This is a genomic window from Planktothrix prolifica NIVA-CYA 540, assembly GCF_963864145.1.
GTDB lineage: Bacteria > Cyanobacteriota > Cyanobacteriia > Cyanobacteriales > Microcoleaceae > Planktothrix > Planktothrix agardhii.
The window spans coordinates 3,094,507-3,119,726 of the sequence record NZ_CAWLTW010000001.1 but is presented as its reverse complement, the minus strand read 5'-3'; the positions used below and the strand labels follow the sequence as shown (position 1 = coordinate 3,119,726).

Genomic DNA, 25,220 nt, shown 5'->3' with positions numbered 1-25,220 from the left:
TTCTATATTCTGATCGCAAATCATTTAAGATTGCTATAGTTATCTCAAGGGTTCTAAACTGTTTAAAGTTGCTTACCCTAATTCTGGAGGGCAAAGACCAACGTTAATTAATGGTCAACTTAGATTCTCTCTAGGATTAACAGTTAAAAGATGGTTTGGGGTATCTGAATTTTTCTTATCTATGCCATCAAATCTTGACTACTCTGAGGTTAAAGAGTTTACTATTCTTCCTAAGAATGGTGCTTTTTACTTAGAAATGTCTTATGAGGTGGAGAAACAAAACCATGAATTAGATATTAACCAAGCGTTGTCTATTGATTTAGGTACTGCCGATAACTTAGCAGCTTGTGTTGATACCTTGGGAAATTCTTTTTTGATTGATGCTAGAGACTTAAAAGCTAAAAATCAACTTTGGAACAAAAAAGTATCAACCCGTAAAGAAGGTAAACCCCAAGGGTATTGGGATAATTGGTTGGATCGTGTAACTCGTAAACGCAATCACCAAATGCGTGATGGTGTTAATAAAGCAGCTAAACTAATGATCAGCCATTGCCTGAAATGCGGTATTGGGACTTTGGTAATGGGATGGAATGAAGGATTTAAAGTTGATGCAAATCTAGGGAATTTGAATAATCAAAAGTTTGTTCAAATGCCTTTGGGTAAATTAAAATCCCGTGTAAAACAACTTTGTGATTTACACGGGATTAGGTTTATTGAAACCGAGGAAGCCTATACTTCAAAAGCTAGTTTCTTAGATGGGGACTCCCTACCCAAATACGGTGAAAAACCGATGGAGTGGAAAGCATCTGGAAACAGAATTAAGCGTGGACTTTATCGGACGGCTGATGGTTTTGTTGTTAATGCTGACCTTAATGGTGCAGCTAATATTTTGAGAAAAGTATCGGGAAGATTGGGTATATCGCTTGATCAACTCAGTAGACGATATGCGGCGGTCGTAGCGAGAATTAGGTTAAACTAATCCTGTCCGCAGAATCGAGCGTGTCTTCAGACCTGAGAGTGTCAAATCCTCAGTCTCTACTGTTTATTTCAATTATTCTATTGTTAACACCAATTTACCCTTCATTCCTCCGGCTTCTAATACTTTGTGAGCTTCCGATGCTGATGCCAAGGGAAAAGTTTGATTGACTAATATTTTTAACTTCCCTTCATCAATTAATCGGGCGCATTGTTGCAGAATTTTAGTTTGATCCAATTGATCATGAATCCGAGCTTGTAACATCGGCGTTAACATCAACTCCAAACTAATTCTTAAATTCCGTAACCGAGCCTCTTTCAAATTTCCTAATTTCGGATCGGGTTCTAAAATAGTTACCAAATCCCCATAATTTTTAACCGCAAAAACTGTTTGATAAAAAACCCCATCGCCAATGGTATCAAAAGCTAAATCAACTCCTTCTCCCCCCGTCCATTCTAATATTTGATCGACAAAATTATTTTCTTTATAATTAATCACTAAATCTGCCCCCAACTCCTGCACCAAAGCCGCACTATTGGCGGAACTAACGGTTGTGGCAACTTCTGCTCCTTGTAATAGGGCTAACTGAATCGCCACGTGACCCACCCCACCTACACCGCCATGAATTAACACCTTTTGTCCGGGTTGTAATCGTCCCCGATCATACAATGCTTCCCAAGCGGTAATTAAAACTAAAGGAGCCGCCGCCGCCTCCACAAAACTCAAACTTTGGGGTTTCAAACTGGCAAATTTTTCATCAATAACAATTAATTCCGCATAATTGCCCGCTTCTGCACCTAAACCCCCATTGCAAAAATAAACCGCATCTCCGACTTGAAATTTTTTAACTTCTGAACCAACTTTTTCGACAACTCCCGCCCCATCACAACCCAAAATAGCGGGCATTTGATCAGGATAAAAAGTACCCCGACTGCGTAATTTAGTATCAACCGGATTAATTCCCGCCGCCTTTAAACGGACTAAAATCTCAGTATCAGATTTAATTTGAGGATCGGGTATTTCTTGAAGTTGTAAAACATTTGGTTCCCCAACTTCTGTCATGAGAACTGCTTTCATAATTTACCAATGATTAAGTTTTGTTGTTGGGCTGTTGTTGGGCTGTTGTTGGGCTGTTGTTGGGCTTTAGCCCTCCATATTCTTGGGCTTTAGCCCAACAACGAATTTACATAGTCAACGACTGAACATTAGTTTCAATCAATTTAGCTAAACTTTGTAGGAATGTCGCCGCATCCGCCCCATAAATAATCCGGTGATCACAAGTAATATTCACTTGCATTTGGCGTTTAACCGCCATAGAACCATCGGCAGAAACCACTAATTGGGGACGAGACGCACCGATGGCTAAAATTGAACCTTGACCCGGAGGTAAAATCGCATCAAACTTATCGACTCCAAACATTCCTAAATTGGAGAGAGTAAAGGTTCCACTGCTATATTCATCGGGTTGTAACTGTTTCGCCCTAGACCTTTCAACTAAATCTTTCCAAGTCCGAGACAGGGAATAAAGATCAATTTGATCGGCATTTTTTAATACCGGAGTAATTAAACCACCATCGGGCATAGCCACCGCGATCGCAATATTAATTCCCGCCCGATATTGAATCCCATTTTCTACATAACTGGCATTCAAAATCGGATGTTTTTGTAACGTCATCGCCACCGCTTTTGCTAAGAGTGCCGTCATGGTGACACCCTTAGATTTCAGTTGTTTATAAAGCTGATCCAACCCATCCGTTGTAATCGTATATCCCACCCGGAATACCGGCACCGATAAACTCGCGGTCATATTTCTGACCACGGCGTTTTGGAGGGTATTCATCGGGGCAACTTGACCCAGGGGAACAGTTGCTGGAGTTGGGGCTGTCATGGGCTTACTAACAGCCGGAGCCGGGATTTGGGAGGGAGTCTGAACCGCAGCCGGACGTCCCGATGCTGTTTCCACGTCTTCCGCAATGATCCGACCATTTGGCCCACTTCCGGTTAAGGTTGCTAAATCTAAATTCAGTTCCTTGGCCAATTTGCGGGCGCGAGGCGAGGCAATAATCCTGCCATTGTTAGGAGGGGTTGGGGTTGCGACAACGGCCGCCACGGGACTCGCGGCAACGGGTTGGGCTACGGCGGCGGGGGTGGCAGGGGTAGCAGAGGCAGCTTTCTGTTTGGCCTGTTCAATTTCCCCTTGAGTTTCTGCAATTAAGGCAATGGTATTTCCCACGGGGGCAGCTTCTCCGGCCGGAGTAATAATCGTGGCTAGATACCCTTCATAGAAGGATTCCACATCCATATCCGCCTTATCCGACTCAACGATCAAGACCGTTTCGCCCTTTTCAATTTTATCACCGGGGGATTTTTGCCAAGAAACGATTTTACCCTCGGTCATGGTGGAACTCAGGGCGGGCATAAAAACTTCATGAATGGCCATAAGCGTTAAAAGAAATAGAGTTCAAATGTTATCAATAGGGGTTGAGTGTTGACTGTTAACGGTTAACAGAAAGAAGACCGTTAACCGAAACCCTTTAAATATCGCCGCGAATTTCTTCGATGAAACCATCTCGTAGAAGAATTTCTACTTGCATTTTGGTAACCAAATTGTCGCCTTCTACCACAGTAAAAATACTTTCAATTTGTCCTTGAACAACTTCCTGTTCTAGTTCTAGGGTTTGCACCTGTTGGAGTTGTTGCAAGTTTTGATTTTTCTGCTCTAAGAGTTGACTTTTCCGTTCATTCACCTCAACTTGGATACTGTCTATTTTTTGCATCGCATCCGGGCCAAGAGGTTGCAGGCTTTGGCGTTTAATTTCCGCCACCATGCGTTGTCCTTGGATTTCTAACTGTTGCAACTGACTATCAATTTGATTGATTTGGACTTGAAGTTGCTGTTGGGCTTCGTCTTTCCAACGGTTTGTGACCACCGCCTTCACATTAATCGGTCGTTTCAACAGTAATTGTTTGAGATTATCCATAAGTGGTTATGTTGTGTCCGTTATCAGTTCGCCGTCACCCGCGCAACGTAGGGGTAACGTAAATGTCACCCTTACACAATCACAAAGAGGTTTAGGAAGGTAATCACCGTGAGTTAACCATTTCGATTTAACTTGGCATGGAGCAGAGAAACTCAATCGTTAGCGGGTGACGGTTTTATACATTTCGTTAATCATATCGCGGTAATGTTCCATTACAACGGGGCGTTTGACCTTCAAGGTTTGGGTTAACATTCCGTTTTCCATGGAAAAGGGTTCTGCCAATAACTGAAATTGGCCAATCCGATCATCAATTCGATAACTTGGACGGTTTTTAACTTCCCGGTTGAGTTCTTCCCTGAATAGGTTTTGAATGATGGGACTCTCTAGGGTGATTTCCTGAGTTTGGGTGACGGTTTCTTCAGGTAGTTTCAGGGTCAGATTTTGTCGAATTGCCCACTGTTTTAAAGTATCTAAATTCGGAACAATTAATGCTCCTAAATTTTTTTGATCCTGACCGACTAACATGATTTGATCAATATAGGGACTGCGTAAACAGGCATCTTCAATGGCTTGGGGTTCGATATTTTCGCCATTGGTTAAAACAATAGTATCTTTAGCACGACCAGTTAATACTAAGTCATTTTGCGGGGATAACCAACCTAAATCTCCGGTATCAAACCAACCTTCGGCATTAATGGCTTTAGCCGTCGCTTGGGGGTTTTCAAAATACCCGGTCATCACCTGGGGCCCCCGGGCTAAGACTAATCCTTTTTGATAATATGGCAAAATTTGACGGGTTTCGGGGTCAACGATGCAAAGTTCCGTTTCTGGGATGGGTTTACCCGATGATCCGCGTAAATTATGCCATTCCCGACGGGCACTTAATACCGGGGAAGTTTCGGTCAAACCATATCCGACTAATAAGTTAATTCCGACGATTTCATAGAAATTTTCTAGGTACATAGCCAAGGAGCCACCCCCACTAATGGCAAATTTGAGTTGTCCTCCGGTGGCTTCTCGCACTTTTTGATAGACTAAGCGATCGCCGATAATTTGAAAGGGAGCGTATACCCAAGTTTTTAACTGAGCCAGAAGTTTTTCGGAAGCAGAAGCGGGCTTTAAATCTAAAGTCAATCCCTGGGTAATACGACGGGCAAAAATGTATTTTTCACTCAAGGAAAAGCAGAGATCAACAATTTTTTGTTTCTGTTCTGACTGTTCTCGAAATTGTTTTTGGGCGCTTTCATGAATAGCTTCCCAAATTCGAGGCACACTAATCATATAATGGGGTTTAAATTGCTTTAAATCCTGTTTAAAATAGCGAATATTGGTATAAACAACCGTACACCCTTGGGATAAACAAAAATATTGTCCGGTGCGTCCGAAGGTATGCCAAGTGGGAAGAATACTCAGAAATATTTCTCCGGGTTCGGGTTGAATCACATCGGGAATGGCATTAATTTGATGTAATAGGTTTTTATGGGTTAACATTACTCCTTTCGGTTGTCCGGTTGTTCCCGAAGTATAGAGCAGGGTAGCTAAGGTGTTTTGGTGAGATTTAGAAGGTTTGAGACTTGTTTTTTTTCCAGTTTCAATTAATTGATTAAAATTCAATACCGGAATAGTTGGTAAATCTCTGGAATTTGGTGTTTCATCCGATAATAAAATTACAAATTGAATCGGTAAATCTTCAATTTGCGATCGCAATTTTTTTAATAGGGAAAAGTTTTCGACAACTAGGGCGGTACTCCCACTATCTTTAAGAATATAAGCCAATTCTAAGGGGTCAGCCGTCGCCCCGCGTACCACATCGGCGGCTCCGGCGGTTAAGATCCCTTGATCCGCAATGATCCAACGGGGGCTATCATCGGAAAACAGAGCAATCCGTGGTGGTAGACTATTGGTGGTGGATTCTATGCCTAAGTTTTGTAACCCCGTGGCAAATTGTTGAATTTTTTCCCATAGTTGGGAATAGCTCAGACGGAATTCGGGTTTCCCGTGGGGGTCATCTAAAGCAATAATTTGACCAACATTTTGATCCAAAATTGGCCAGATTTCAGGAACAGATTGTACAGAAGAATAGAGGGAACGCCAGTGAGTTGAGTGAATCATAAAAACCTCGGGGGAAAAGGGGTTAACCAATCAATGCAAGTTGCTGATGTATTTAGTATGTTTATGTTCATACATCAGTTTATCAGCTTTGGCTATCCATTCTTCCAGAGAATAATTAGTATTGATATCGCAGGGTTGTCATGGGTTGAATGGGCATCAATCTCAAGGATGAGGAATCGCTAAGTCAATGGAGGCTTCAATCCCTCTAATTAAACAAGATAAAGGAATCACACCGGAAACAAAGACTAAATAACCTTTAACTGAATTATGACATAATTCAAAGGTCGTATCCACCATTAAAACATAACGGACTTCATTTCTACCCAACATTAGAGATTTGACTAAATCCGCTAAAGGTTCAATTTGGAATGTAGGCATAGAAAAGGTAAATTGACATCCCATTAAATTTCCTAAAAGACCAATATAGGAATTTAATAAAATATTGCCCGCTTCGGTTAAGACTTCACAGGAAGAAACATTCAAATAGACAATTTCCTCCTGACTACTCTTTTGGAGTAAATTAGTTAATTTAACAGCAAAAGAATAATTTAAAAGTAATAACGCATCTCCACTAATTGAGCCTTTAAAGACTTGATGAACACTCACAATATCTTCCTTTATTAATTATTATTTAATTATCTATTTTATCTTACTATACAGATTCTAAGATAGTCTGTGCTATATCAGATAAAAGAATTTGGCGATCGCTTAACCCCGATTCCACCACCGACCGAGGCATTCCGTAGACAATACAAGTTTCCTCTGATTCAGTAAAAATAGAACCCCCAGAAGACTTAATCCAGGCTGCACCCTGTTTTCCATCGCAACCCATTCCGGTCATCACAATTCCCAAAACTCGATTCCCATACACCTGGGCGGCCGATTGAAACATCACATCAACCGAGGGACGATGGGGCATATCAAAGGGTTGGGCGGCTAAACGGGCTACTACTTTATCTCCCTGAAGTTTGAAGGTTAAATGACGTCCGGCAGGGGCGATAAAAACCATACCTGGACAGATAATTTCCCCATCGGCTGCTTCTACAACTTTCAACTCAGATAATTGATCCAAGCGTTCCGCATACATTTTGGTATAACCAATAGGCATATGTAAAACAATGGCGATGGGTATAGGGAAATTACTAGGTAATTGAGGAATTAAAAATGCTAAGGCTTGGGGGCCGCCTGTGGAAATTCCAATCACAATTAAATCCGTAACACTGGTATGGGTGAGAGGTTGAATTGGATGTACAAAATTACTGGGTTTGACTAAAGTAGGGAGGGGAAGACGCTTGAGGGGAACATTAGCCGCGGCTTTGACTTTATCAATTAATTCTTCGGCCAGTTCATACATTTTTTCCGTAGCTAAAGCCGTGGGTTTATGAACAAAATCCACCGCCCCGGCATCTAAAGCCTCTAAGACCATTTCCCCCCCTTCATTGGCAATACTGACAACAATTACCGGGATAGGATTTCGTGCCATTTGTCGTCGCAGAAACTCTACCCCATCAACTTTAGGCATTAATAAATCTAAGGTAATCACATCAACTTCATCTGGCATCTGTTCTAGTTTTTCTAAGGCTTCTTCCCCATCGTGGGCCGTTCCTACCACTTCAATAAAAGGACTACGAGACAGCATTTGTTTAACGACTTTACGCACATAAGCTGAATCATCAACCACTAAAACTCGAATAATTTTACTATTCATTGTTATGCTCCTTGTTTATAAAATTGTTTGTGATAAAATTGGTTTTTTTTCTTTTCTGAATTTAGCATTTTTATTATAACTTTATCGGTGTTTTTTCAATACTTTTTTTCAGAAAATAGAGACTTAGATTGATTTTTTGTATAAATGAACGCTCCATCAATTTCCTCTAACTGAAAATTGGTTTTTAGTTTCAGTAATGATTCCGAAGCACTCAAAAACAAATAACCCGGACTAAACATTCGTTGATAAAAAAAATTCACCGTCTTTGAAATAGAAGCATCAGAAAAATAGATAAAAACATTTCGACAAAAAACAAAATGAGCTTGGGCTAAATACTGAATATCTGACTCCACTAATAAATTATTCACCGACCAATGCACTCGATTATGAATTAGGGGAGAGATCCGCCATCCTTGCTCATGGACAGAAAAATATTTAGCTTTTAAGGATTCAGGAAAACCGCGAAAGGAGTATTGTCGATAGATTCCCGATACCGCCTTATTAATCGCCCGAGAAGACGCATCACTCGCCCAAATTTCAATCGGAATTCGTTCAAACCAACCCGCTTCATTTAAAGCCATCGCAATAGTTAAAGGTTCTTCTCCCGTCGAACAAGCCGCACTCCAGATCCGCAGAGGTTGACAGGGATAGGAAAATTTATAAAACCGTTCTAAATATTGCGGTAACAACACCTCAACTAAAACCTTAATTTGGTCATACTCCCTCCAGAAATAGGTTTCCTGCACCGTTAAAGCATTAATCAATTCTTGCCATTCTTCACGGGCTGACTGATCATATTTCAGTAAATAATAATAGTCTAAAAACGAGTCTAACCCCCGTTCTCTAACTCTAATTGATAGCTTATCCGCCAATATTGTCTGTTTAGAAACACTATAAAATAATCCCGTCCGTTCATGGATTAGATCTCGTAAAATCACAAAGGTATTATCGCTTAAATCCAGAGGTTCTGAAGAAAATTTCATATCATAGTAGGGAACAGGGAATAGGAATTTTGAACACAACATAGGATTGCTATAATTACTGATTTATTCCTTTTTGAGCCGCTCGACGAACCGCGGCAGAGGTGTCATTCCGAGCTAATATTCCCAACTGTTCCGCACAGGAGCGATTTCCCAGGTAGACCAAAGCATTAACCGCCGATAAACGGACGCTTTGATCCGGGTCATTCAAGGCACTGATTAAAATTTCCGAGGCAAAAGGATGTTTGAGGCGTTTGAGGACTTCCACCACCGCACAGCGTACCGCCGGATGGACATGATTCAACCCCTGACTAATCCCCTCAATATAATCCTCCTTGATGGTGGAATTATCCAAATTGCGAGCAGCCAAAGCCAAAATACAAGCCTCCCGACTGCTGGGATCAACCGATAACTCCAATAAAGCCGCGATCGCCTCCGGGGTTCCCATCCGCGAGAGGGACTCAATCGCCGCCTGAACCACTTTTTCCTCTGGATCAGCCGCGGCCATCCATTGCAAAGCCACTCCTGCCTCCTCTGTGCCCCGTTCCCGAAAGGCATGGAGGGCATCTAAACGGCGTTCAGGATTCGTCGAATTCAAAGCCATTAATAACGGAGCCACCGCATCCGTACTATCAATCCGTCCCAGGGCAATTACCGCAGCCCGGGCGACATCCCCATCCCCGACCTCAACCCCCACCAAAGACGTGAGTAGAGGAATAGCTCGGTTGCCCCCAATGTAACCTAAAGCCGAAGTTGCCGCGGCCCGCACGGGATAGGCAATATCTGTGTTTATTAGATGTTCTAGGACTTCAAACACCACCGTCAGGGTTTCATTTTCAGAATTCAGTAACTCGGTTAAATCCAGACGGCCAAGAGAACGAGCCGATTGATAGCGTACCCAAGAATCATCATCCCGTAGAGCCGTTAACAGGTGGGGGAGAACCAAAGTTGTCTCCAAATCCCCCAAAGCATGGGCAACGGCGGCCCGCACCGAGGGGACTTCCTGCCTTAAAACCATGACTAAAAGGGGTAGAACCCGTTCGTCTTCAATGTAGGGTAGGTGTTCAATTGTGGCTCGTCGAACTTTTTCTTCCGGGTCGTGGATACATTTAAACAGGGCTTCAATACATTCACTGAAGGCAAAATAGCCGGCAATTTTGACCGCCGACTCCCGAATAATCGGATTTGGATCGGTGAGTAGATGCAGAATTCGTTCCGGTAAGGCGGGATGACCGAGGGAATTTAAGGCAGCGATCGCCCCTAAACGCACGGCGGAATCGGGATGTCCCAATAACCCTAACAACGCTTCAAAGGCTCTGGCATCCCCAATTTGGGCCAAAGCAGCCGTCGTTACCATGACCAATTCCCCATCCTCTCCGAGTAAATTGGTTAGGGCTGGAACCGCCTGATTACTGCCAATCCTGCCCAGGACAGTAATCACAGCTTTGCGAGTTTCTAAATCGGGAGCCTCTAATTGGCTAATTAATAAGGGGGTGATGGAACTGCCAAATTTAACTAAAGCCTCAATAATCGGTTCTCGCAATTGAGCATTACTCAACATTTCCGTCAGGGCGACAGCCACATTGTTTCCGTTTAACCATCCCAGAATTAGGGCAAGGGACTGTAATTCTTCAGAATTTGCGGTTTTAATGGTATTGAGTAGGTTCTGAGTCCCTAATTCATCAACAGCACGGCGGGTGAGATCGGCAATAAACGCTCCTTCCCCAAATTCCTTTTGATAGCGGTGATAAATTTTAGCTAAGGCGATCGCCAAACCCCCTACCGAACAGGGAAAGTTACTGCTATCGGATTGATTCAGAAAAGTAGCCATGGGTGTTACCACTTCCGCATCTCCCAAAACTCCCAAAACCTCAGCCACCTGATTTCCCAGGAGTTCATCATCTAATAACGGAACAATTCGAGAACCAATAGTGGTGTCTCCAATTTTCATCAAGGCTTCCAAGGCGGGGAAGGCTAAAAAGAAATCCCCAGACTGAGTAATTTCAACTAATTTATCGACCGCTTCGGTAGCCCGCAGATGTCCGAGGGATTCAATTGTGTGATAGCGAACATTTACATTTGGATCATCGAGTGCCTGAATTAAAGCCGGAATTGCCCTAGGGTCGTGGCGTTCTCCCAGGGCTAAAGCCGTATAGATCCGTAAATCTGGATCAGGGTCATTCAAACAGCCTAGCAGAGAAGGAATCGGATCAATATGACTGAGAACCAAGACCTGAAGCACGCTATTCAGAATATCGGGATTGCGGTGTTGTTCTCGCAGCAGGCGCAATAAATCCTGGGTTAAGTTCGGATCGTCCTGCATGGCCAAGCTATCGACGGCCTCCCGACGCACCCGCCAATTCAGAGTTTTTTGGATTAATGGCATTAAACGTCCTGCGATAGAAAGATCTCCAATTTGCATCAGGGCATCTAAAGCAGGAAACGCCAGGAAAAAGTTTTGAGATTGAGCAATTTCGAGTAGGGGATCAATGGCGTCTCGGGCTTTCAAACGTCCTAATGCTTCAACGGCATGATAGCGAACATTGGTATCCGCATCAGCCAGAGCCAAAATCAGAGCAGGAACGGCTCTGGGGTCGTCCCGTTGTCCCAGGGCTTGGGTGGCATAAATTCTGAGTTCCGGGTCAGAGTCGGTGCAACACTCAATTAAGGCTGGAATTAAATCCACCCGACTCAGTGCCAAAACCTGAATCACACTATTAACCATTGTGGCATTGCGATGTTCTTGACGCAAAAGCCGTAACAATTCCGTGGTAATTTCTGGGTTGTGACTCGCGGTTAATTGCTGTACCACTTCCTGTCTGACCTGCCAATTACTATTTTGTAGGGCATTCATAAAGTCAGTGGTGCTAGAAGATATGCCTTGAGTTAGGTTCTCGGACACCGAAAACAGTAAATTCTGATGTTGTTCGTTCGTTAGCTCCTCATAAGAACCCCCAAACGCCGAAGGACTCCCCTCCCTTAGATAATTTTGGGAAAGATCGGCTTCCCGTTCCCGTCGAACCGTGACATCTTCTAGGGTGACAATGGTTCCGACAATGATATTTTTTTCTCGTAAGGGGGTAATAGTCACCCGTTGCTGCATATATTGGAAATGCTTAGACGAGATCAAAGGCGGACAGGGAATCAGGTATTGATGGAAGGCGGGTGCCATAATTTCCACAACGCCTTGGGTGATTACCCGTTCAAATCGTTCTAATAAACCCCGTTGTTCTAAATCAGGAATTAGCTCGGTAATTCTTTGGCCACAACTAATGTCGGCACTAATTCCGGTCAGTTCCAATAATCGAGAATCCCAGGAACGGATCGTTAAATTTATATCGGTCGTAAAAATACCAATTGTCATATTTATTACTGGGGTGTCTTAGCTAGTAGTGAGGTGTTTACGCCTCAATCTGGTAGTGAGGTGTTTACCCCTCAATCTGGTAGTGAGGTGTTCACGCCTCAATCTGGTAGTGAGGTGTTTACGCCTCAATCTTTCCTCGCCTAATATATAAAAGAAAGCCCTGAAGGGCTTACTACATGGAAGTTAGGGATTGAGTGCGTTCTAGGAGGTTTTTTACAGCATTTATCAGAGTTTTGGCACTTTGTAGATGACGTTCACTCATAACCCCCATATTCTCAATTCCTTGTAAGACTTGATTGGAAAGATTGGAATGTTCAACATTTGAACTCCGAATTAAATTAATTTTCTGAGTAATACTTCTAATCGCCTCGGTCATCTGTTGAATTGCTTTTGACTGTTCCCTCATGGCTATTGCCACCTGTTCGGACTGGACTCGCATATTATCAACGGCGAGAGTTACTTGGGAGGCAATGGTTGCCTGTTGGGTCATGTCTTTGGTCACATTATTAATCAGGTTAGCAAGTCGTTCTGCTTCCTTCGAGATTTGATCTCCAGCCACGGACTGTTCCCGAATCGCCCGGGAAGTGGTCATCACCCCCCGGCGCATGGACTCCACCGCCTGCATGATTTGAGAAGCCCCCTTATTTTGTTCAAAGGTGGCTTTGCGTACTTGTCCGGCTAAATTCGTGGTATTTTGAGTGGCTTTAATCACCTCCCTGGCAGCCCTGGCCTGTTCATTCATCGCCTGGGTGACTTGTTTGGCGATTTGTTGCATTTGTCGGGTGGAAACCACGATTCCCTGGGTCGTTTTCGATTGTTCGATAGTAGCTTTTGCCACTTCTCGGGCTTGGTTGGCGGTGGTATTAATCGAATTAACCACGGTTTGACCCGCAATCATTTGTTCCTCAGAAGCCGCCGCAATTTGACTGACTAATTGGGTAGTTCTTTCAATCCCCGATAGGATTTTTCTGAGTCCCCCCAATCCTTCTTCGGCTAAACCCCCACTATCTTCGGCGACTCGTAGACCTTCATTCGATGTATTTACGGCATCTTGAGCCACCACTTGCAGGGCTTTGATAATCGCAGCAATATCCGATGTCGCCTGGGCTGCGCGATCGGCCAAATTTCTAATTTCCTCGGCCACCACCGCAAACCCCCGACCCGCATCTCCCGCCCGCGCCGCCTCAATCGAAGCATTTAAGGATAGCAGGTTAGTGCGTTCTGAGATTAAATTAATCGTATCGACAATACTACTAATTTCGTTCGTGCGTTTCCCCATATCCCGAATCACATCGGAGGATTTAACCATGGACTCCCGCACCCGACCTAACCCTTGAATGGCTTTTTCCACGGTTTTGCCCCCCACTTCAGCATCCTGCATGACTTTGTGGGTAATTTCATCTGCCTGTTGGGTGATGGTGCTAATCGAACGAATCGAGCGATCCAACTGTTCGGCGGAGATGGCGGCATTGGTGGCGGCTTCGGTAATTCGTTCGGCATTTTGGGCTACCCCGATCACGGACTGTGCCATTTCTTCCATAGAAGTTGAGACTTCTTCCACCGTAGCAGCTAAATTCTCGGTGGTGGCGGTGACTTCTTCGATGGATGCGGCCATTTCGTTAATGGAAGCGGTGGTTTGTTCGGAGGCGGAGGTTAAGTCATCGGCATTTTGGGCCACTCCCCCAATGGAACTGGTCATTTCTTCGATGGAGGCGGCGGTTTGGTTGACAGCAGTGGCTAAATTCTCCGTATCCGCACTAACACTTTTAATGGAGGCGGCCATTTCTACCATTGATGCGGTGACCTCAGAGGCTGAAGTTGCCATTTCCTGAGCACTATTGGCCACATTATGGGTGGAAACGCTATTTTGTTGGACTGAAGTGGCCGTTTGTTTGACCACCGTTGCTAGTTCGTTACTACTGGCGGTCACTTGTTCAATTGACGCGGCCATTTCATTGACCGAAGATACTAATTCTTCCCCGGAGATCTCAACGGATTGGGTTTGGGAAGCGGTTTGTTTTAATAGGGTGTCTAGGGTTTTAACTCCGGTAGAATTCTCCTGGTGCCAGCGACTTTGAGATTCCATTCCTAAGCATAGATTTTCCGCCGTTGCTAGTATATCTTGGGTTTTAATCAAGATTTGCTGATTTTCTTCTTTGATCTGTTCGACTATCCGATCAGATCCAATAGAACTATTAATTTTTGATAAATTTTTGTTATTTTTTTGTTGCTTTTTTTTGATTTTAGACATGATTTTTTCCTCGGTAATTTATATTTATTAGTGGTTTTTTATATTTTTAATGTTTAATTTTAAAGTCCTCCGGTACAGATTCGTCTAAATTGAGTAACTCCTTAACATTTAGTATCAGCACAACTCGTGTTCCCAAGGTGGCAATTCCGGCTAAATACCGACCGCTTAAATGGGACATTCCTTCGGGTGGGGGTTGAATGATATCTTCTGATAGGGCTAAAAATTCCCTAGCGGTATCCACAATCAGTCCGACGGTACGATGCTCGGTCTGAATTACAATTAAACGGGTTCGCAGATCATAAGCGGTTTTCTTCAGTCCAAATCGAACTCGTAAATTAATTGCCGGAATTACTTGTCCTCTGGAAAATACCACCCCCTCCACAAAGGCTAAGGTATTGGGGACGGGGGTAATTTGTTCAATCATTTCCATTTGCTGTACAACTTGAGAGGAAATTCCATAGGTTGTGTCAGCCAGTTCAAATAAAATATAGGTTTGAGTGGAAGTTGTAATGTCTGACATTTGACCGTTCACAATTGGGATGTTGATGGTTAATGGTTGTTGCTGAGAAGTAGCGATCGCGATCGGGTTGTACCTAAGCTTGAATATTGGACGATGGCCGCCACATCTAAAATTAAAACGACACGTCGATCTCCTAGTTCCGTTGCTCCACCTATTCCCATCACTTGTACCAGGGGATCGGTTAAGGGATTCACCACAATTTCCCTTAATCCCGTGACCCTATCCACCACCAGGGCTACGGAGTTTCCGGTGTTACCTACGACACGGTTTCAATATCAACACCTCGACCATCATCTTCAATTTCAATAATTACGGTTTCTCCGGCGGTGATCGCCTTGAGGGTGATGCTTCCTTGGGGGTTTTTTCCAGCCACAGAGCGTTCGGCGGGGGATTCAATTCCATGACTCACGGCATTTCGCACTAAATGTAACAGGGGATCGAGCATTCGCTCCACAACGAATTTATCAATTTCGGTTTCCTGTCCACTAATCTCTAGGGTGACTTGTTTTTCACTGGCCCGCACTAAATCCCGAATCACAAATTGCATCCGGGCAAAAATCTCACCAATGGGAACTAGACGCACTTGCATTACCCCCTGACGCAAATCTCGTAATTGTCGTTCGAGCATGAGGTTGATTTCCTGTAAGGCTCGGGTTTGAGGGGCTTTTAGATAGGTGGCGATCAATTGCAGATAATCTTCTAAACGACCGCGACTAATCACTAAATCTCCGACCATTCGCATCAAATCATCTAGTTTGGGTAACTCGACACGCACAACGTTGGAGGAGGTGGAGAGGGGGATGGAGGTAGGGGAGGTAGGGGGAGCAGGGTTTTTTAAATAGGGTTGCCAGGTTAAGCCCGGTTGATCGCCTTCTTGAAAGGGAAGATCATTTGAGGATGTTGCGAGGATCAAATCAAATAGGATCTTATTTCCCTCACTCATGCGGGGTGCAACATAAATTAATTGACCCAGGGTTTGTAAATCTTCTCGAATGGTATTGACTCTAATTCCTTGTTCAGATAGTTGGGTAGTTGGTGAAAACACAAAATGCCAGAGGTTTTCCCCTTTGTTGATGGCTTCGTTAAGTTCGTTTTCTTCCTGGGGTTTAAGTTTTAATTCTACTGGGGTTACTAGGCCAGAGGGTTGATTTTCCAGGTGTTTTTCATTAGGAATTAGCGAGGCAAGTTGGTTGATGATCTCGGTAATATCCGGTGGCGGGGTTTGGGTTCGTTGACAACTGATCACTTGTTCGAGTAGTTTTGTTCCTGTAATTAGGGCATCAAATCCTTGAGTGGATAAAACAATTTCTTGATCTCGCAATGCTCGTAAATAGCTTTCCATTTCATGGGCTAATTCTTCAGCCAAACCCACTCCTACCATGCCTGACAACCCTTTTATGGAATGGAAACAACGGAACAATTCATTCAGGCTAGACCGCTCAATATGAGATTGATTAATCCATGATTCAAGGTTTAGAAGTTCTCGTCTGACGACGGCTAAATGTTCTTCACATTCTGCAAAATAATCTTCTAAAAAGTCCTCGAAAAAATTATTTTCAGTTGGGTTAGACACAATAATCAGTTATCAGTTATCAAGTATCCGCATTATCAGTTTAAGAGTTTTCAGTTTACTGATAACTGATCACTGAATTGAGTAGTTCTTTAATTTGACCAGCAAGGAATTTAGGTTGAAAGGGTTTGGTTAAATAGCAAGCTGCACCTGCTGCGATCGCTTCGCTGCGACTATCTTCATCGCCTTTTGTGGTCAGAATCACAATCGGGGTATCGTGATAACTAGGATGGCTCAAAACGAATCTTAGAACTTCCAACCCGTGCATATCGGGCATATTCAAATCCAAGATCATTAAATCAAAGGGGGCAATTTCGATTTTTTCAATGGCTTCTAAACCATTCCCAGCTTCGCTAAAACTAACATCAGTTAAATCTCGCAAGGACGCGATCACCATTTTTCTCATTGTTGCCGAGTCATCAACGACTAAAATACGTTTCATAACCTGGACTCCTTGAGGGGATAAGGCACAAATAGTTTGCATTTTCATTACTCACATTTTGGCATATATTAATCCTATTTGATTTGTGTTCTTAATTCCTGAGCAAAAGGGAACAATGGAACACCGGATAATACTTATAGCTATTTCATGTCAGTATTAATAATATTACAACCTATTTAGGATTGCTATAGTAAATGCCGACTTTGATATTCTTACAATCCCATCAACAACAAGGAGAAAAGTTGATTATTCCAGCTATCAAACAGGACAGTTATCCTCCTGAAAATCACCATATCTGAATTATAATCAACTCCCTATCGAGTAGGAGGTGGGACTTCTTGCTCCGATTTGGTTAAACTGTAGATAGAGGTAATCAAAAACCGTACACCGTCAAAGGAAGAACAGCGTCATGGGATTATTTGATCGCATTAGCCGTCTTGTCAGAGCCAATTTGAATGATCTGGTCAACAAAGCCGAAGATCCAGAGAAGATTCTGGATCAGGCGGTCATTGATATGCAGGAGGATCTGGTGCAGTTGCGTCAGGCCGTTGCCCAAGCGATCGCCAATCAAAAACGCAGTGAACAACAGTATAATCAAGCTCAGTCCCAAGCAAACCAATGGGAGTCTCGCGCCAAGTTAGCCCTGCAAAAAGGGGAAGAAGGGTTAGCCAGAGAAGCCTTACAGCGCAAAAAAGGCTACACGGAAACGGCTAATACTATTAAATTGACTCTGGATCAACAATTAGCTCAGGTGGATGGCCTCAAGCGCAATTTAATTCAGTTAGAGAGCAAAATCTCTGAAGCCAAAACCAAGAAAAATATGCTCAAAGCCCGGGCGCAAGCAGCCAAAGCCAATGAACAGTTACAGGGTTTATTGGGGGGTATTAATCCCAGTGGAGCGACCTCAGCTTTTGAACGCATGGAGGATAAAGTGTTGCAGTTAGAATCACGTGCTCAAGCGGCTGGAGAACTGACGGGTTCAGATTTTGAAAGCAAATTTGCAGTTTTGGAAGCCGGAAGTGATGTGGATGACGAATTAGCTGCCCTGAAAGCCCAGATTTCCGGTAGCCCCGCTCCCCAGTCCCTACCCCCCGGACAAACAACGGCGACGAGTAGTGCTCCCGTAGATGATGAGTTAGAAAAGCTGAAAAAGGAGTTGGAGAAAATGTAAGCTGGAATTGCCAGATATTATAGGGTTTGGGCTTTTTGTCAGGGGTCAAAGGTAACGGAGTGTTACAGTCACCATTGACTCCCAGAGGTTGATGGAAAGCCCTTGTCTGGAAATAGGGGAATGGGGAATGGGGAATGGGGAATGGGGAATAGGTAATGGGTAATGGGTAATAGGTAATGGGGAATGGGTAATAGGTAATGGGTAATAGGTAATGGGGAATGGGTAATAGGGAATGGGGAATACTGCTATTTTGAAAAAACTCCGATTCCTTCAGTCATCCTTTGAAATTTAGTTGTATAGTGATAATCAGTTTGATCCGGTACTTATACTTAGTGACGGATCAACTATATGACTGGATTTTATTCTTATTAATAAAGTTTCACTTATGATGGCTAAGGTACGTTTACTGATTCTTAGTTCTTTTGCGGCGGGTTTTGGGCTTTGCTCAATTATCTTTTCCGTTTTTACAATGACTTCTGAATTCAATTTTTCTACGGTATTTAGATTTATTTTAACCCTGGGTTTCTTTGTGATTAATATTTTATTTTCTTTGCATTACTATGGATTAATTTTTAAAGAATTTAAGCTAATTAATAAAATGAAAGCTCAATTGAAACGGTTTAATTATAATTTTTAATTAGGGTTTGAGCGATCGCTACCCGAAAAATAGAAATAGGTTTAAGTTAAAATAAACTATTGTTGATCTCTAGGAATTTTATCGTGTTAGATGCTCTTAATGCTTTATTCGGTCGCCATCCTGAACGAAATCAAGCTAACGTCGAAATCTATACTTGGCAGACCTGTCCCTACTGTATTCGGGCTAAATTATTATTATGGTGGAAAGGGGTTAATTTCACAGAATATAAAATAGATGGGGATGATGTCGCCCGAAATCAAATGGCAGAAAGGGCAAATGGACAACGCACAGTTCCCCAAATTTTTATTAATAATCAACATATTGGGGGTTGTGATGATATGTATCAATTAGATGGAGAAGGAAAATTAGAACCCCGATTAGCTGAACCTGCTTAATAGGTTGTTTGGCCGTTGTTGGGCCGTTGTTGGGCTTAAGCCCAATCTTTATTAGGGCTAAAGCCCAACAACTTAGGGCTTAAGCCCAACAACTTAGGGCTTAAGCCCAACAACTTAGGGCTTAAGCCCAACAACTTAGGGCTAAAGCCCAACAACGGGCTTTTTTAAATCCTTAGCCTAATTAACTTAATATTTATTTACAAAAGTTGTAATAAATTCATAATGTTTTTTTTGATTAACCAGATGTTAAATTGTGGCAAAAACTCTTTAAATTATTAGAGTAGGCGAATTGAGAAACCAGAATTTATAATTTATATTCGTGGAGAAAAAATATGTCAGAAACTGTAACAAACTTCCGTAATGTTGCCCTTGTCGGCCCCTATTTAAGCGGAAAAACCACACTTTTAGAGAGTATTTTATCCGTCACGGCCGCCACATCTCGCAAGGGAACGGCAAAAGATACTAACCGGGTTGGAGATAGTTCTCCAGAAGCGAAAGAACGAAATATGAGTGTAGAAGTTAATGCCGCTAGTACCGAATATGGTGGCATTCGTTTTACCTTTTTAGACTGTCCGGGTTCTGTAGAATTTGCCCAAGAAACCTATAATGGTTTAATCGGTACTGGATTAGCTATTGTGGTTTGTGAAGCTGATCCCGGCCGAATTTTAACCCTATCTCCTCTGTTCAAATTCTTAGATGATTGGGAAATTCCCCATCTGGTTTTTGTTAATAAAATGGATCGGGTTTGTACCGATGAGGAACGTTGCGTTAACAGTTTTACTGAAATCTTAAATGCTTTAAAATCCGTTTCCACCCGTCCAGTAATTCCCCAACAATATCCCATTGGTAACGGTGAACAATTGGTCGGTTTTATTGATTTAATTACGGAACAAGCCTATCATTATCATTCCGGTGCTCCGTCTGATCCCGTCCCCTTTCCAGAATCCTTAAAAGAGGCTGAACACCTCGCCCGTCAAGCAATGTTAGAGGAGTTAGCTAATTTTGACGATCATTTATTAGAAGAACTATTAGAAGAAATTGAACCGCCTCAAGATGAAATTGTTAAGGATTTAAAAATGGAATTGGGGGCGGATTTAATTGTCCCGGTATTAATAGGAGTAGCGGAACAAGATCACGGGGTGCGGGCGCTGTTGGACGCCTTAGTTCGGGAAGCTCCAGAACCCAATATTACCGCAGAACGTCGGGGGCTAAAATCCTCGGAAGGCTTGCCCATTGCCCAGGTGTTGAAAACCTATTATACCCCCCAAGGCGGTAAACTTTCCCTGGTGCGGGTTTGGCAGGGGGAACTGACCGAAGGTATGACCTTAAATGGGGTACGACCTGGGGGAATGTATCGGATGACCGGACAACAAGCCCAAAACGTACAAACAGCAAAAACTGGGGAAATTGTGGCTTTGGGACGGATGGAAGGAATTCAAACTGGAGATACCTTAACCACTGAAGCAAATCAATTAAAAAATCCCTTACCAAAAGCGGCTTTACTTCCTGCGGTTTATGGCTGGGCTATTACTCCAGAAAACCGTAAAGATGAGGTGAAAATTAGTACGGCTTTATCTAAAATGTTAGATGAAGATCCGGCGTTAAGTTGGGAACAAAATAGTGATACCCACGAGATTATTTTATGGGGTCAAGGTCAAATTCATTTGCAAGTAACTTTAGATCGGTTACGGCGTAAATATAATTTACCGATGGTAACTAATTTACCGAGTATTCCCTATAAAGAAACGATTCGCAAAACTACTAATTCCCACGGTCGATATAAACATCAAAGTGGCGGTCATGGACAGTTTGGGGATGTGTATTTAGATATTAAACCTCAACCTCGCGGGGAAGGGTTTAATTTTGGGGAAACTATTGTTGGGGGTTCGGTTCCCCGTCAATATATTCCGGGGGTGGAAACGGGAGTTCGAGACTATTTAAACCAGGGGCCATTAGGGTTTCCAGTAGTAGATATAGCGGTGACATTAACTAATGGTTCCTATCATGCGGTTGATAGTTCGGAACAGGCTTTTAAACAGGCTGCCCGGTTAGCAATGCAGTCGGGAATGGAGAAATGTGAGCCAATTTTATTGGAACCTATTACTTCTGTTGAAATTTGTGCACCGAGTGATTTTACTTCCCAAATGTTTCAGTTAATTACCGGACGACGGGGACAAATTTTAGGCTTTGAACCGATGTCGGACTGGAAGGGATGGGATAAAATTTCTGCCTATATTCCCCAGGCGGAAATGCAGGATTTAATTGTAGAATTGCGTTCTTTAACTTTAGGAGTAGGTTATTTTAATTGGCAATTTGATCGTTTACAGGAAGTTCCTGAAAAGTTAACGGAACGGATTTTAGCTGCGGCTAATGGCAATGGGAAATCGTAGGTTGTAATAGCTAATAGGGGAATTACAAGAAATTGGTATTTTCCCCTGAATTAATATTTTTAGACTTTCCCAATACCGCTAGATTTCTATTTCTTCTCTTTCACTGGTATTTGATATTATTTTGGGATACAATATTAGGATTCCCAGGAAAATTTAACCCAGAAAACGACTTAAATCAAATTCGCCTTCGGTTTGGGATGGGCGATCGTGTTCAGCCATTAAGATCAATAGTAATTGATCTGAATAATCAACCGTCCCGCGACATTCATCTCGTAATATTTCTAAGCCCCCATTGGCATATTCTTCAAAAATTAAGGCTCTTTCTTCTTCCGCTTCTAGTTGAAACGGAGATAGAAGTTTGATATTTTGGGTTTCAGAAATCGCTACTAATTTAATAATTGCATCATATCCCCTAGAAATAAAAACTTCCATAGAAATCGGCCCAGGATCACGTTTAGAAAGCCCATCAATAGGAATCCGTTTTTTGCGCCGTTTTCCTAATAATGCGGCAAAAGCAATGACATCAGCATAAGTTTGAAATGGCCCGGTTTTACCTTCTATTTCTGTGAGCGATCGCACCAATTCTGCTTTATCTTTAGCAATCTTAATTCTTGTAATAGCCATAATTAATCTGCGTAAAAATTAAGTAGATTCAGTCCAGAGTAATTTAATTTTATGTTCAAATCCTCCCTTTTCGGCTCGTTTATGATCCCGTTCTAACAAAATATGTTCATCTTCAATTCCATGGGCTTCCATTAATGCTGCTATTACTTCCAATAAATCCGCTAATTCTTGTACTAATTCATCAGGTGAAGATTGAGCTACTTCTTGGGCTTCTTCTAGCAGTTTATCCTTTAAGGCTTGACGATATTCGATTTCTGATAACGTTGTAATATCATACTGAGATCCTGATTTTTGAATCAGTTCTGGGATGCGATCGCGCACTAATTTGTTATATTCTTGATGCAAAGTATAATTCTCCTATGAAATAATTGCACCCGATTTTTATTATGTACTGTTTTTTCCAGTTTAACAAGAATTGTAATTTTTCGCTAAACCATGATCAAATCTTTATATCGGTATTTATCCCCTATTCTTTATAGCATTGCCTTGATTTTGCTCGGATGTATCAACCCCGACCCCACCATAGCCTTAACTTCGCCTAGAGTTGATTCTGTGTATGAATACCGCACCCTTCACAGTCCCGACGGCATAGGAAAATTTTATCTGGGCAGAGAAATTGCTCAGGTAATGGGCCATGAGGGAGCCGGATGGTTAGAACGTCCCCGTCGAGAAACCTCCGAACAACCGGAACAAGCGATCGCAGCCTTAAATTTAAAACCCAGCGATATTGTCGCTGATATTGGGGCGGGAACGGGATATTTTACCTTTAGAATTAGTCCTTTAGTTCCCCAGGGAAAAGTCTTAGCCGTGGATGTACAACCGGAAATGTTGGCACTAATAAACTTTGTTAAAACCCAAGAAAATATTCAAAATATTGAACCAATTTTGGGAACCGTAGATCACCCGAATTTACCCGAATCAATCCTTGATTTAGCCCTAATGGTTGATGCTTATCATGAATTTCAATATCCTCAAGAAATGATGCAAGGAATTGTCAAAGCCTTAAAACCAGGGGGACGGGTGGTATTATTAGAATATCGCCAGGAAAATCCTTTGATTTTAATTAAAGGACTGCATAAAATGTCAGAAAAACAAGTCAAAAAAGAAATGGCTGCCGTGGGTTTAAACTGGAAAGAAACTCAAGATTTTTTACCCCAACAACATTTTTTAGTCTTTGAAAAACCTTGACTATTAACCTGCTTTAGAGAAAAATTCCTGCCGAGAGGGAACTTAATAATGGTAGGATGATTTTATCAGTGCGTTTTTGCGACCTATGTTAAATTAAAAATATCAATATGACTGTTAGAGTTCGTCTTGCCCCAAGTCCTACCGGAAGTTTACATATAGGAACTGCCAGAACTGCTGTTTTTAACTGGTTATTTGCCCGCAATCAAGGGGGGACTTTTCTCCTGCGGGTTGAAGATACCGACTTAGAACGCTCTCGCCCCGAATATACGGAAAATATCCTCACGGGGTTAACTTGGTTAGGTCTAACCTGGGATGAAGGGCCATTTTATCAATCTGAGCGTTTAGACCTGTATCGTCAAGCCATCCAAACGCTGATGGAGAAGGGTTTAGTCTATCGTTGCTATTGTACCCCAGAAGAACTAGATGCCATGCGAGAAGGGCAGAAGGCTAGAAATGAAGCCCCTCGCTATGATAACCGCCATCGTCACCTTACCCCCGAACAGCAAGCCGCCTTTGAAGCCGAAGGTCGTCAAGCGGTGATTCGCTTCAGAATAGACGATCATCGAGAAATTAGTTGGACTGATTTAGTGCGGGGAAAAGTCACCTGGAAAGGCGGTGATTTGGGCGGTGATATGGTGATTGCGCGGGCTTCTAGTAGTGGCGAAATTGGGCAACCTCTGTATAATTTTGTGGTGGTTGTTGATGATATTGATATGAAAATTACCCAGGTGATTCGAGGGGAAGATCATATTTCTAATACGCCTAAACAAATTCTTTTATATGAAGCGTTAAATGCCAATATTCCCCAATTCGGTCATACTCCTTTAATTCTGAATGCTGAGGGTCGTAAATTATCCAAACGGGATGGTGTTACCTCGATTTCTGATTTTAGAAATATGGGATATATTCCAGAGGCTTTAGCCAATTATATGACCTTATTGGGTTGGACTCCACCTGATGCTACTGAAGAATTATTTACCTTAGAAACCGCAGCAAAACACTTTAGTTTTGACCGGGTTAATAAAGCTGGGGCAAAGTTTGACTGGGATAAATTAAATTGGATTAATAGCCAATATCTTCATAAAATGCCGATACCGGAATTAACTCAGTTATTAATTCCCTATTGGCAAGAAGCTGGTTATCAATTTGATACAAATACGGATCGAGCTTGGTTAGAACAGCTTACGGCTTTAATTGGCCCTAGTTTAACAACTCTTAAAGATGCGGTGGAAATGAGCCGATTATTTTTCACCGAAAGCGTTGAGTTAGACGAAGAAGCAACCACTCAATTGCAACAGGAAAATGCGGTCGCAATTGTGCAGGCAATTCAGGATAAAATAACCCAACAACGAGATCAACCCTTAACATCGGATGCTGCTAAAGCAATAATTAATAGTGCGATGAAAGAAACCAACGTCAAAAAAGGGTTAGTAATGCGATCGCTCAGAGCAGCTTTGATGGGAACCATGCACGGCCCTGATTTAATTGAATCTTGGTTATTGTTCCATCAAAAAGGGATTGATTTAATTCGTTTTCAAACTGTTTTACCGGGTTAATATTTAACGAGGCAGATATTATGTCAAATTCTCCCAGATCTCGCAAATCATCCGATGCAAAAGGCAATTCTTCCCAATCTAAAAAACCTAAGTCTACAGTTGATCCAATTCCCACATCAGAATCTGAGGAAGAAACGGGAGTTGATACTTCCCCATCCCTATCTTCAGAACCGCCTTTGGTTGTAGAAGAACCAGTAGCTGAGAAATTGCCCATAGAAGAACCTATTATCGTGGAAGAACCTGTTGTGGAAACGCCGGAACCCGAACCTGTGGCAATTGTGGAAACTCCCGTAGTTGCAGAAACGCCGGAACCCGAACCTGTGGCAATTGTGGAAACTCCCGTAGTTGCAGAAAC

General features: G+C 42.6%; 22 protein-coding genes and 1 pseudogene. 8 read left to right on the top strand and 15 right to left on the bottom strand.

Annotated elements, in window-relative coordinates:
* The first annotated feature begins 58 nt into the window (after positions 1–58).
* Positions 59–979: an RNA-guided endonuclease InsQ/TnpB family protein gene (locus AC559H_RS13895; protein WP_330949441.1), complete on the top strand. Its 921-nt coding sequence runs from the start codon at positions 59–61 to the stop codon at positions 977–979.
* Between the two features lie 72 nt (positions 980–1,051).
* Here the strand turns inward: AC559H_RS13895 and AC559H_RS13890 are convergent, their stop codons facing one another.
* From AC559H_RS13890 to AC559H_RS13830, 13 genes are all read right to left on the bottom strand, one after another.
* Positions 1,052–2,053, bottom strand: coding sequence for a zinc-dependent alcohol dehydrogenase family protein (locus AC559H_RS13890; RefSeq protein WP_026796109.1), 1,002 nt, complete (start codon positions 2,051–2,053; stop codon positions 1,052–1,054).
* Positions 2,054–2,159: 106 nt separating this feature from the next.
* A complete protein-coding gene (locus AC559H_RS13885; protein WP_036832416.1) occupies positions 2,160–3,416 on the bottom strand; it encodes a dihydrolipoamide acetyltransferase family protein in 1,257 nt (418 codons plus the stop codon).
* A gap of 94 nt (positions 3,417–3,510) precedes the next feature.
* Positions 3,511–3,957: a YlqD family protein gene (locus AC559H_RS13880; protein WP_026785661.1), complete on the bottom strand. Its 447-nt coding sequence runs from the start codon at positions 3,955–3,957 to the stop codon at positions 3,511–3,513.
* Between the two features lie 159 nt (positions 3,958–4,116).
* Positions 4,117–6,069 (bottom strand): AMP-dependent synthetase/ligase, encoded by a 1,953-nt coding sequence (locus tag AC559H_RS13875; protein WP_026796111.1) that lies wholly within the window; start codon positions 6,067–6,069, stop codon positions 4,117–4,119.
* 162 nt (positions 6,070–6,231) lie between these two features.
* Positions 6,232–6,675, bottom strand: a complete 444-nt coding sequence (locus AC559H_RS13870) for a hypothetical protein (protein ID WP_051319596.1) — start codon at positions 6,673–6,675, stop codon at positions 6,232–6,234.
* Positions 6,676–6,721: 46 nt separating this feature from the next.
* The gene (locus AC559H_RS13865) at positions 6,722–7,777 is read right to left on the bottom strand and encodes a protein-glutamate methylesterase/protein-glutamine glutaminase (protein ID WP_026796112.1); all 1,056 of its coding nucleotides are present in this window, start codon (positions 7,775–7,777) and stop codon (positions 6,722–6,724) included.
* A gap of 95 nt (positions 7,778–7,872) precedes the next feature.
* The gene (locus AC559H_RS13860) at positions 7,873–8,760 is read right to left on the bottom strand and encodes a CheR family methyltransferase (protein ID WP_026796113.1); all 888 of its coding nucleotides are present in this window, start codon (positions 8,758–8,760) and stop codon (positions 7,873–7,875) included.
* 55 nt (positions 8,761–8,815) lie between these two features.
* Positions 8,816–12,121 carry a HEAT repeat domain-containing protein gene (locus AC559H_RS13855; RefSeq protein WP_026796114.1) on the bottom strand — a complete coding sequence of 1,102 codons (3,306 nt, stop codon included), beginning with the start codon at positions 12,119–12,121 and terminating at the stop codon, positions 8,816–8,818.
* 172 nt (positions 12,122–12,293) lie between these two features.
* On the bottom strand, positions 12,294–14,372 hold the full coding sequence (locus AC559H_RS13850) for a methyl-accepting chemotaxis protein (RefSeq protein WP_036832413.1): 2,079 nt from the start codon (positions 14,370–14,372) through the stop codon (positions 12,294–12,296).
* A gap of 46 nt (positions 14,373–14,418) precedes the next feature.
* Positions 14,419–14,892: a chemotaxis protein CheW gene (locus AC559H_RS13845; protein WP_026796115.1), complete on the bottom strand. Its 474-nt coding sequence runs from the start codon at positions 14,890–14,892 to the stop codon at positions 14,419–14,421.
* 29 nt (positions 14,893–14,921) lie between these two features.
* Positions 14,922–15,119: a chemotaxis protein CheW gene (locus tag AC559H_RS13840; RefSeq protein WP_233422922.1), complete on the bottom strand. Its 198-nt coding sequence runs from the start codon at positions 15,117–15,119 to the stop codon at positions 14,922–14,924.
* Positions 15,120–15,148: 29 nt separating this feature from the next.
* A complete protein-coding gene (locus tag AC559H_RS13835; RefSeq protein ID WP_051319595.1) occupies positions 15,149–16,465 on the bottom strand; it encodes a chemotaxis protein CheA in 1,317 nt (438 codons plus the stop codon).
* A 55-nt stretch (positions 16,466–16,520) separates the two neighbouring features.
* Positions 16,521–16,904 carry a response regulator gene (locus tag AC559H_RS13830; protein WP_026796117.1) on the bottom strand — a complete coding sequence of 128 codons (384 nt, stop codon included), beginning with the start codon at positions 16,902–16,904 and terminating at the stop codon, positions 16,521–16,523.
* Between the two features lie 409 nt (positions 16,905–17,313).
* On the opposite strand from AC559H_RS13830, the gene AC559H_RS13825 reads away from it, so the two are divergent.
* From AC559H_RS13825 to AC559H_RS13810, 4 genes are all read left to right on the top strand, one after another.
* Entirely contained in the window at positions 17,314–18,075 is a 762-nt protein-coding gene (locus AC559H_RS13825) for a PspA/IM30 family protein (protein WP_026785664.1), read from the top strand.
* Positions 18,076–18,544: 469 nt separating this feature from the next.
* Entirely contained in the window at positions 18,545–18,712 is a 168-nt protein-coding gene (locus tag AC559H_RS13820) for a hypothetical protein (RefSeq protein WP_233422924.1), read from the top strand.
* An 83-nt stretch (positions 18,713–18,795) separates the two neighbouring features.
* A complete protein-coding gene (gene grxC, locus AC559H_RS13815; protein WP_026796118.1) occupies positions 18,796–19,107 on the top strand; it encodes a glutaredoxin 3 in 312 nt (103 codons plus the stop codon).
* A 332-nt stretch (positions 19,108–19,439) separates the two neighbouring features.
* Entirely contained in the window at positions 19,440–21,497 is a 2,058-nt protein-coding gene (locus AC559H_RS13810; protein WP_026796119.1) for an elongation factor G, read from the top strand.
* A gap of 153 nt (positions 21,498–21,650) precedes the next feature.
* On the opposite strand, the gene AC559H_RS13805 is transcribed toward AC559H_RS13810, so the two are convergent.
* Positions 21,651–22,121, bottom strand: coding sequence for a DNA phosphorothioation-associated protein 4 (locus tag AC559H_RS13805; protein ID WP_026785668.1), 471 nt, complete (start codon positions 22,119–22,121; stop codon positions 21,651–21,653).
* Between the two features lie 18 nt (positions 22,122–22,139).
* A complete protein-coding gene (locus tag AC559H_RS13800; protein WP_026796120.1) occupies positions 22,140–22,466 on the bottom strand; it encodes a nucleoside triphosphate pyrophosphohydrolase in 327 nt (108 codons plus the stop codon).
* Between the two features lie 90 nt (positions 22,467–22,556).
* Here AC559H_RS13800 and AC559H_RS13795 point away from each other — a divergent pair, with 90 nt between their 5' ends.
* The 3 genes and pseudogenes from AC559H_RS13795 to AC559H_RS13785 all read left to right on the top strand — a co-directional run.
* On the top strand, positions 22,557–23,309 hold the full coding sequence (locus tag AC559H_RS13795; protein WP_026796121.1) for a class I SAM-dependent methyltransferase: 753 nt from the start codon (positions 22,557–22,559) through the stop codon (positions 23,307–23,309).
* Positions 23,310–23,416: 107 nt separating this feature from the next.
* A complete protein-coding gene (gene gltX, locus AC559H_RS13790) occupies positions 23,417–24,865 on the top strand; it encodes a glutamate--tRNA ligase (protein ID WP_026796122.1) in 1,449 nt (482 codons plus the stop codon).
* A 20-nt stretch (positions 24,866–24,885) separates the two neighbouring features.
* A pseudogene (locus AC559H_RS13785) lies at positions 24,886–25,220 on the top strand (hypothetical protein); the annotation flags it as partial.

Coding starts and splice junctions, on each gene's coding strand:
- AC559H_RS13890 (WP_026796109.1), bottom strand. CDS start 2,053: ATGAAAGCAGTTCTCATGACAGAAGTTGGGGAACCAAATGTTTTACAA.
- AC559H_RS13885 (WP_036832416.1), bottom strand. CDS start 3,416: ATGGCCATTCATGAAGTTTTTATGCCCGCCCTGAGTTCCACCATGACC.
- AC559H_RS13880 (WP_026785661.1), bottom strand. CDS start 3,957: ATGGATAATCTCAAACAATTACTGTTGAAACGACCGATTAATGTGAAG.
- AC559H_RS13875 (WP_026796111.1), bottom strand. CDS start 6,069: ATGATTCACTCAACTCACTGGCGTTCCCTCTATTCTTCTGTACAATCT.
- AC559H_RS13865 (WP_026796112.1), bottom strand. CDS start 7,777: ATGAATAGTAAAATTATTCGAGTTTTAGTGGTTGATGATTCAGCTTAT.
- AC559H_RS13860 (WP_026796113.1), bottom strand. CDS start 8,760: ATGAAATTTTCTTCAGAACCTCTGGATTTAAGCGATAATACCTTTGTG.
- AC559H_RS13855 (WP_026796114.1), bottom strand. CDS start 12,121: ATGACAATTGGTATTTTTACGACCGATATAAATTTAACGATCCGTTCC.
- AC559H_RS13850 (WP_036832413.1), bottom strand. CDS start 14,372: ATGTCTAAAATCAAAAAAAAGCAACAAAAAAATAACAAAAATTTATCA.
- AC559H_RS13845 (WP_026796115.1), bottom strand. CDS start 14,892: ATGTCAGACATTACAACTTCCACTCAAACCTATATTTTATTTGAACTG.
- AC559H_RS13830 (WP_026796117.1), bottom strand. CDS start 16,904: ATGAAACGTATTTTAGTCGTTGATGACTCGGCAACAATGAGAAAAATG.
- AC559H_RS13825 (WP_026785664.1), top strand. CDS start 17,314: ATGGGATTATTTGATCGCATTAGCCGTCTTGTCAGAGCCAATTTGAAT.
- AC559H_RS13820 (WP_233422924.1), top strand. CDS start 18,545: ATGACTTCTGAATTCAATTTTTCTACGGTATTTAGATTTATTTTAACC.
- AC559H_RS13810 (WP_026796119.1), top strand. CDS start 19,440: ATGTCAGAAACTGTAACAAACTTCCGTAATGTTGCCCTTGTCGGCCCC.
- AC559H_RS13805 (WP_026785668.1), bottom strand. CDS start 22,121: ATGGCTATTACAAGAATTAAGATTGCTAAAGATAAAGCAGAATTGGTG.
- AC559H_RS13795 (WP_026796121.1), top strand. CDS start 22,557: ATGATCAAATCTTTATATCGGTATTTATCCCCTATTCTTTATAGCATT.
- gltX (WP_026796122.1), top strand. CDS start 23,417: ATGACTGTTAGAGTTCGTCTTGCCCCAAGTCCTACCGGAAGTTTACAT.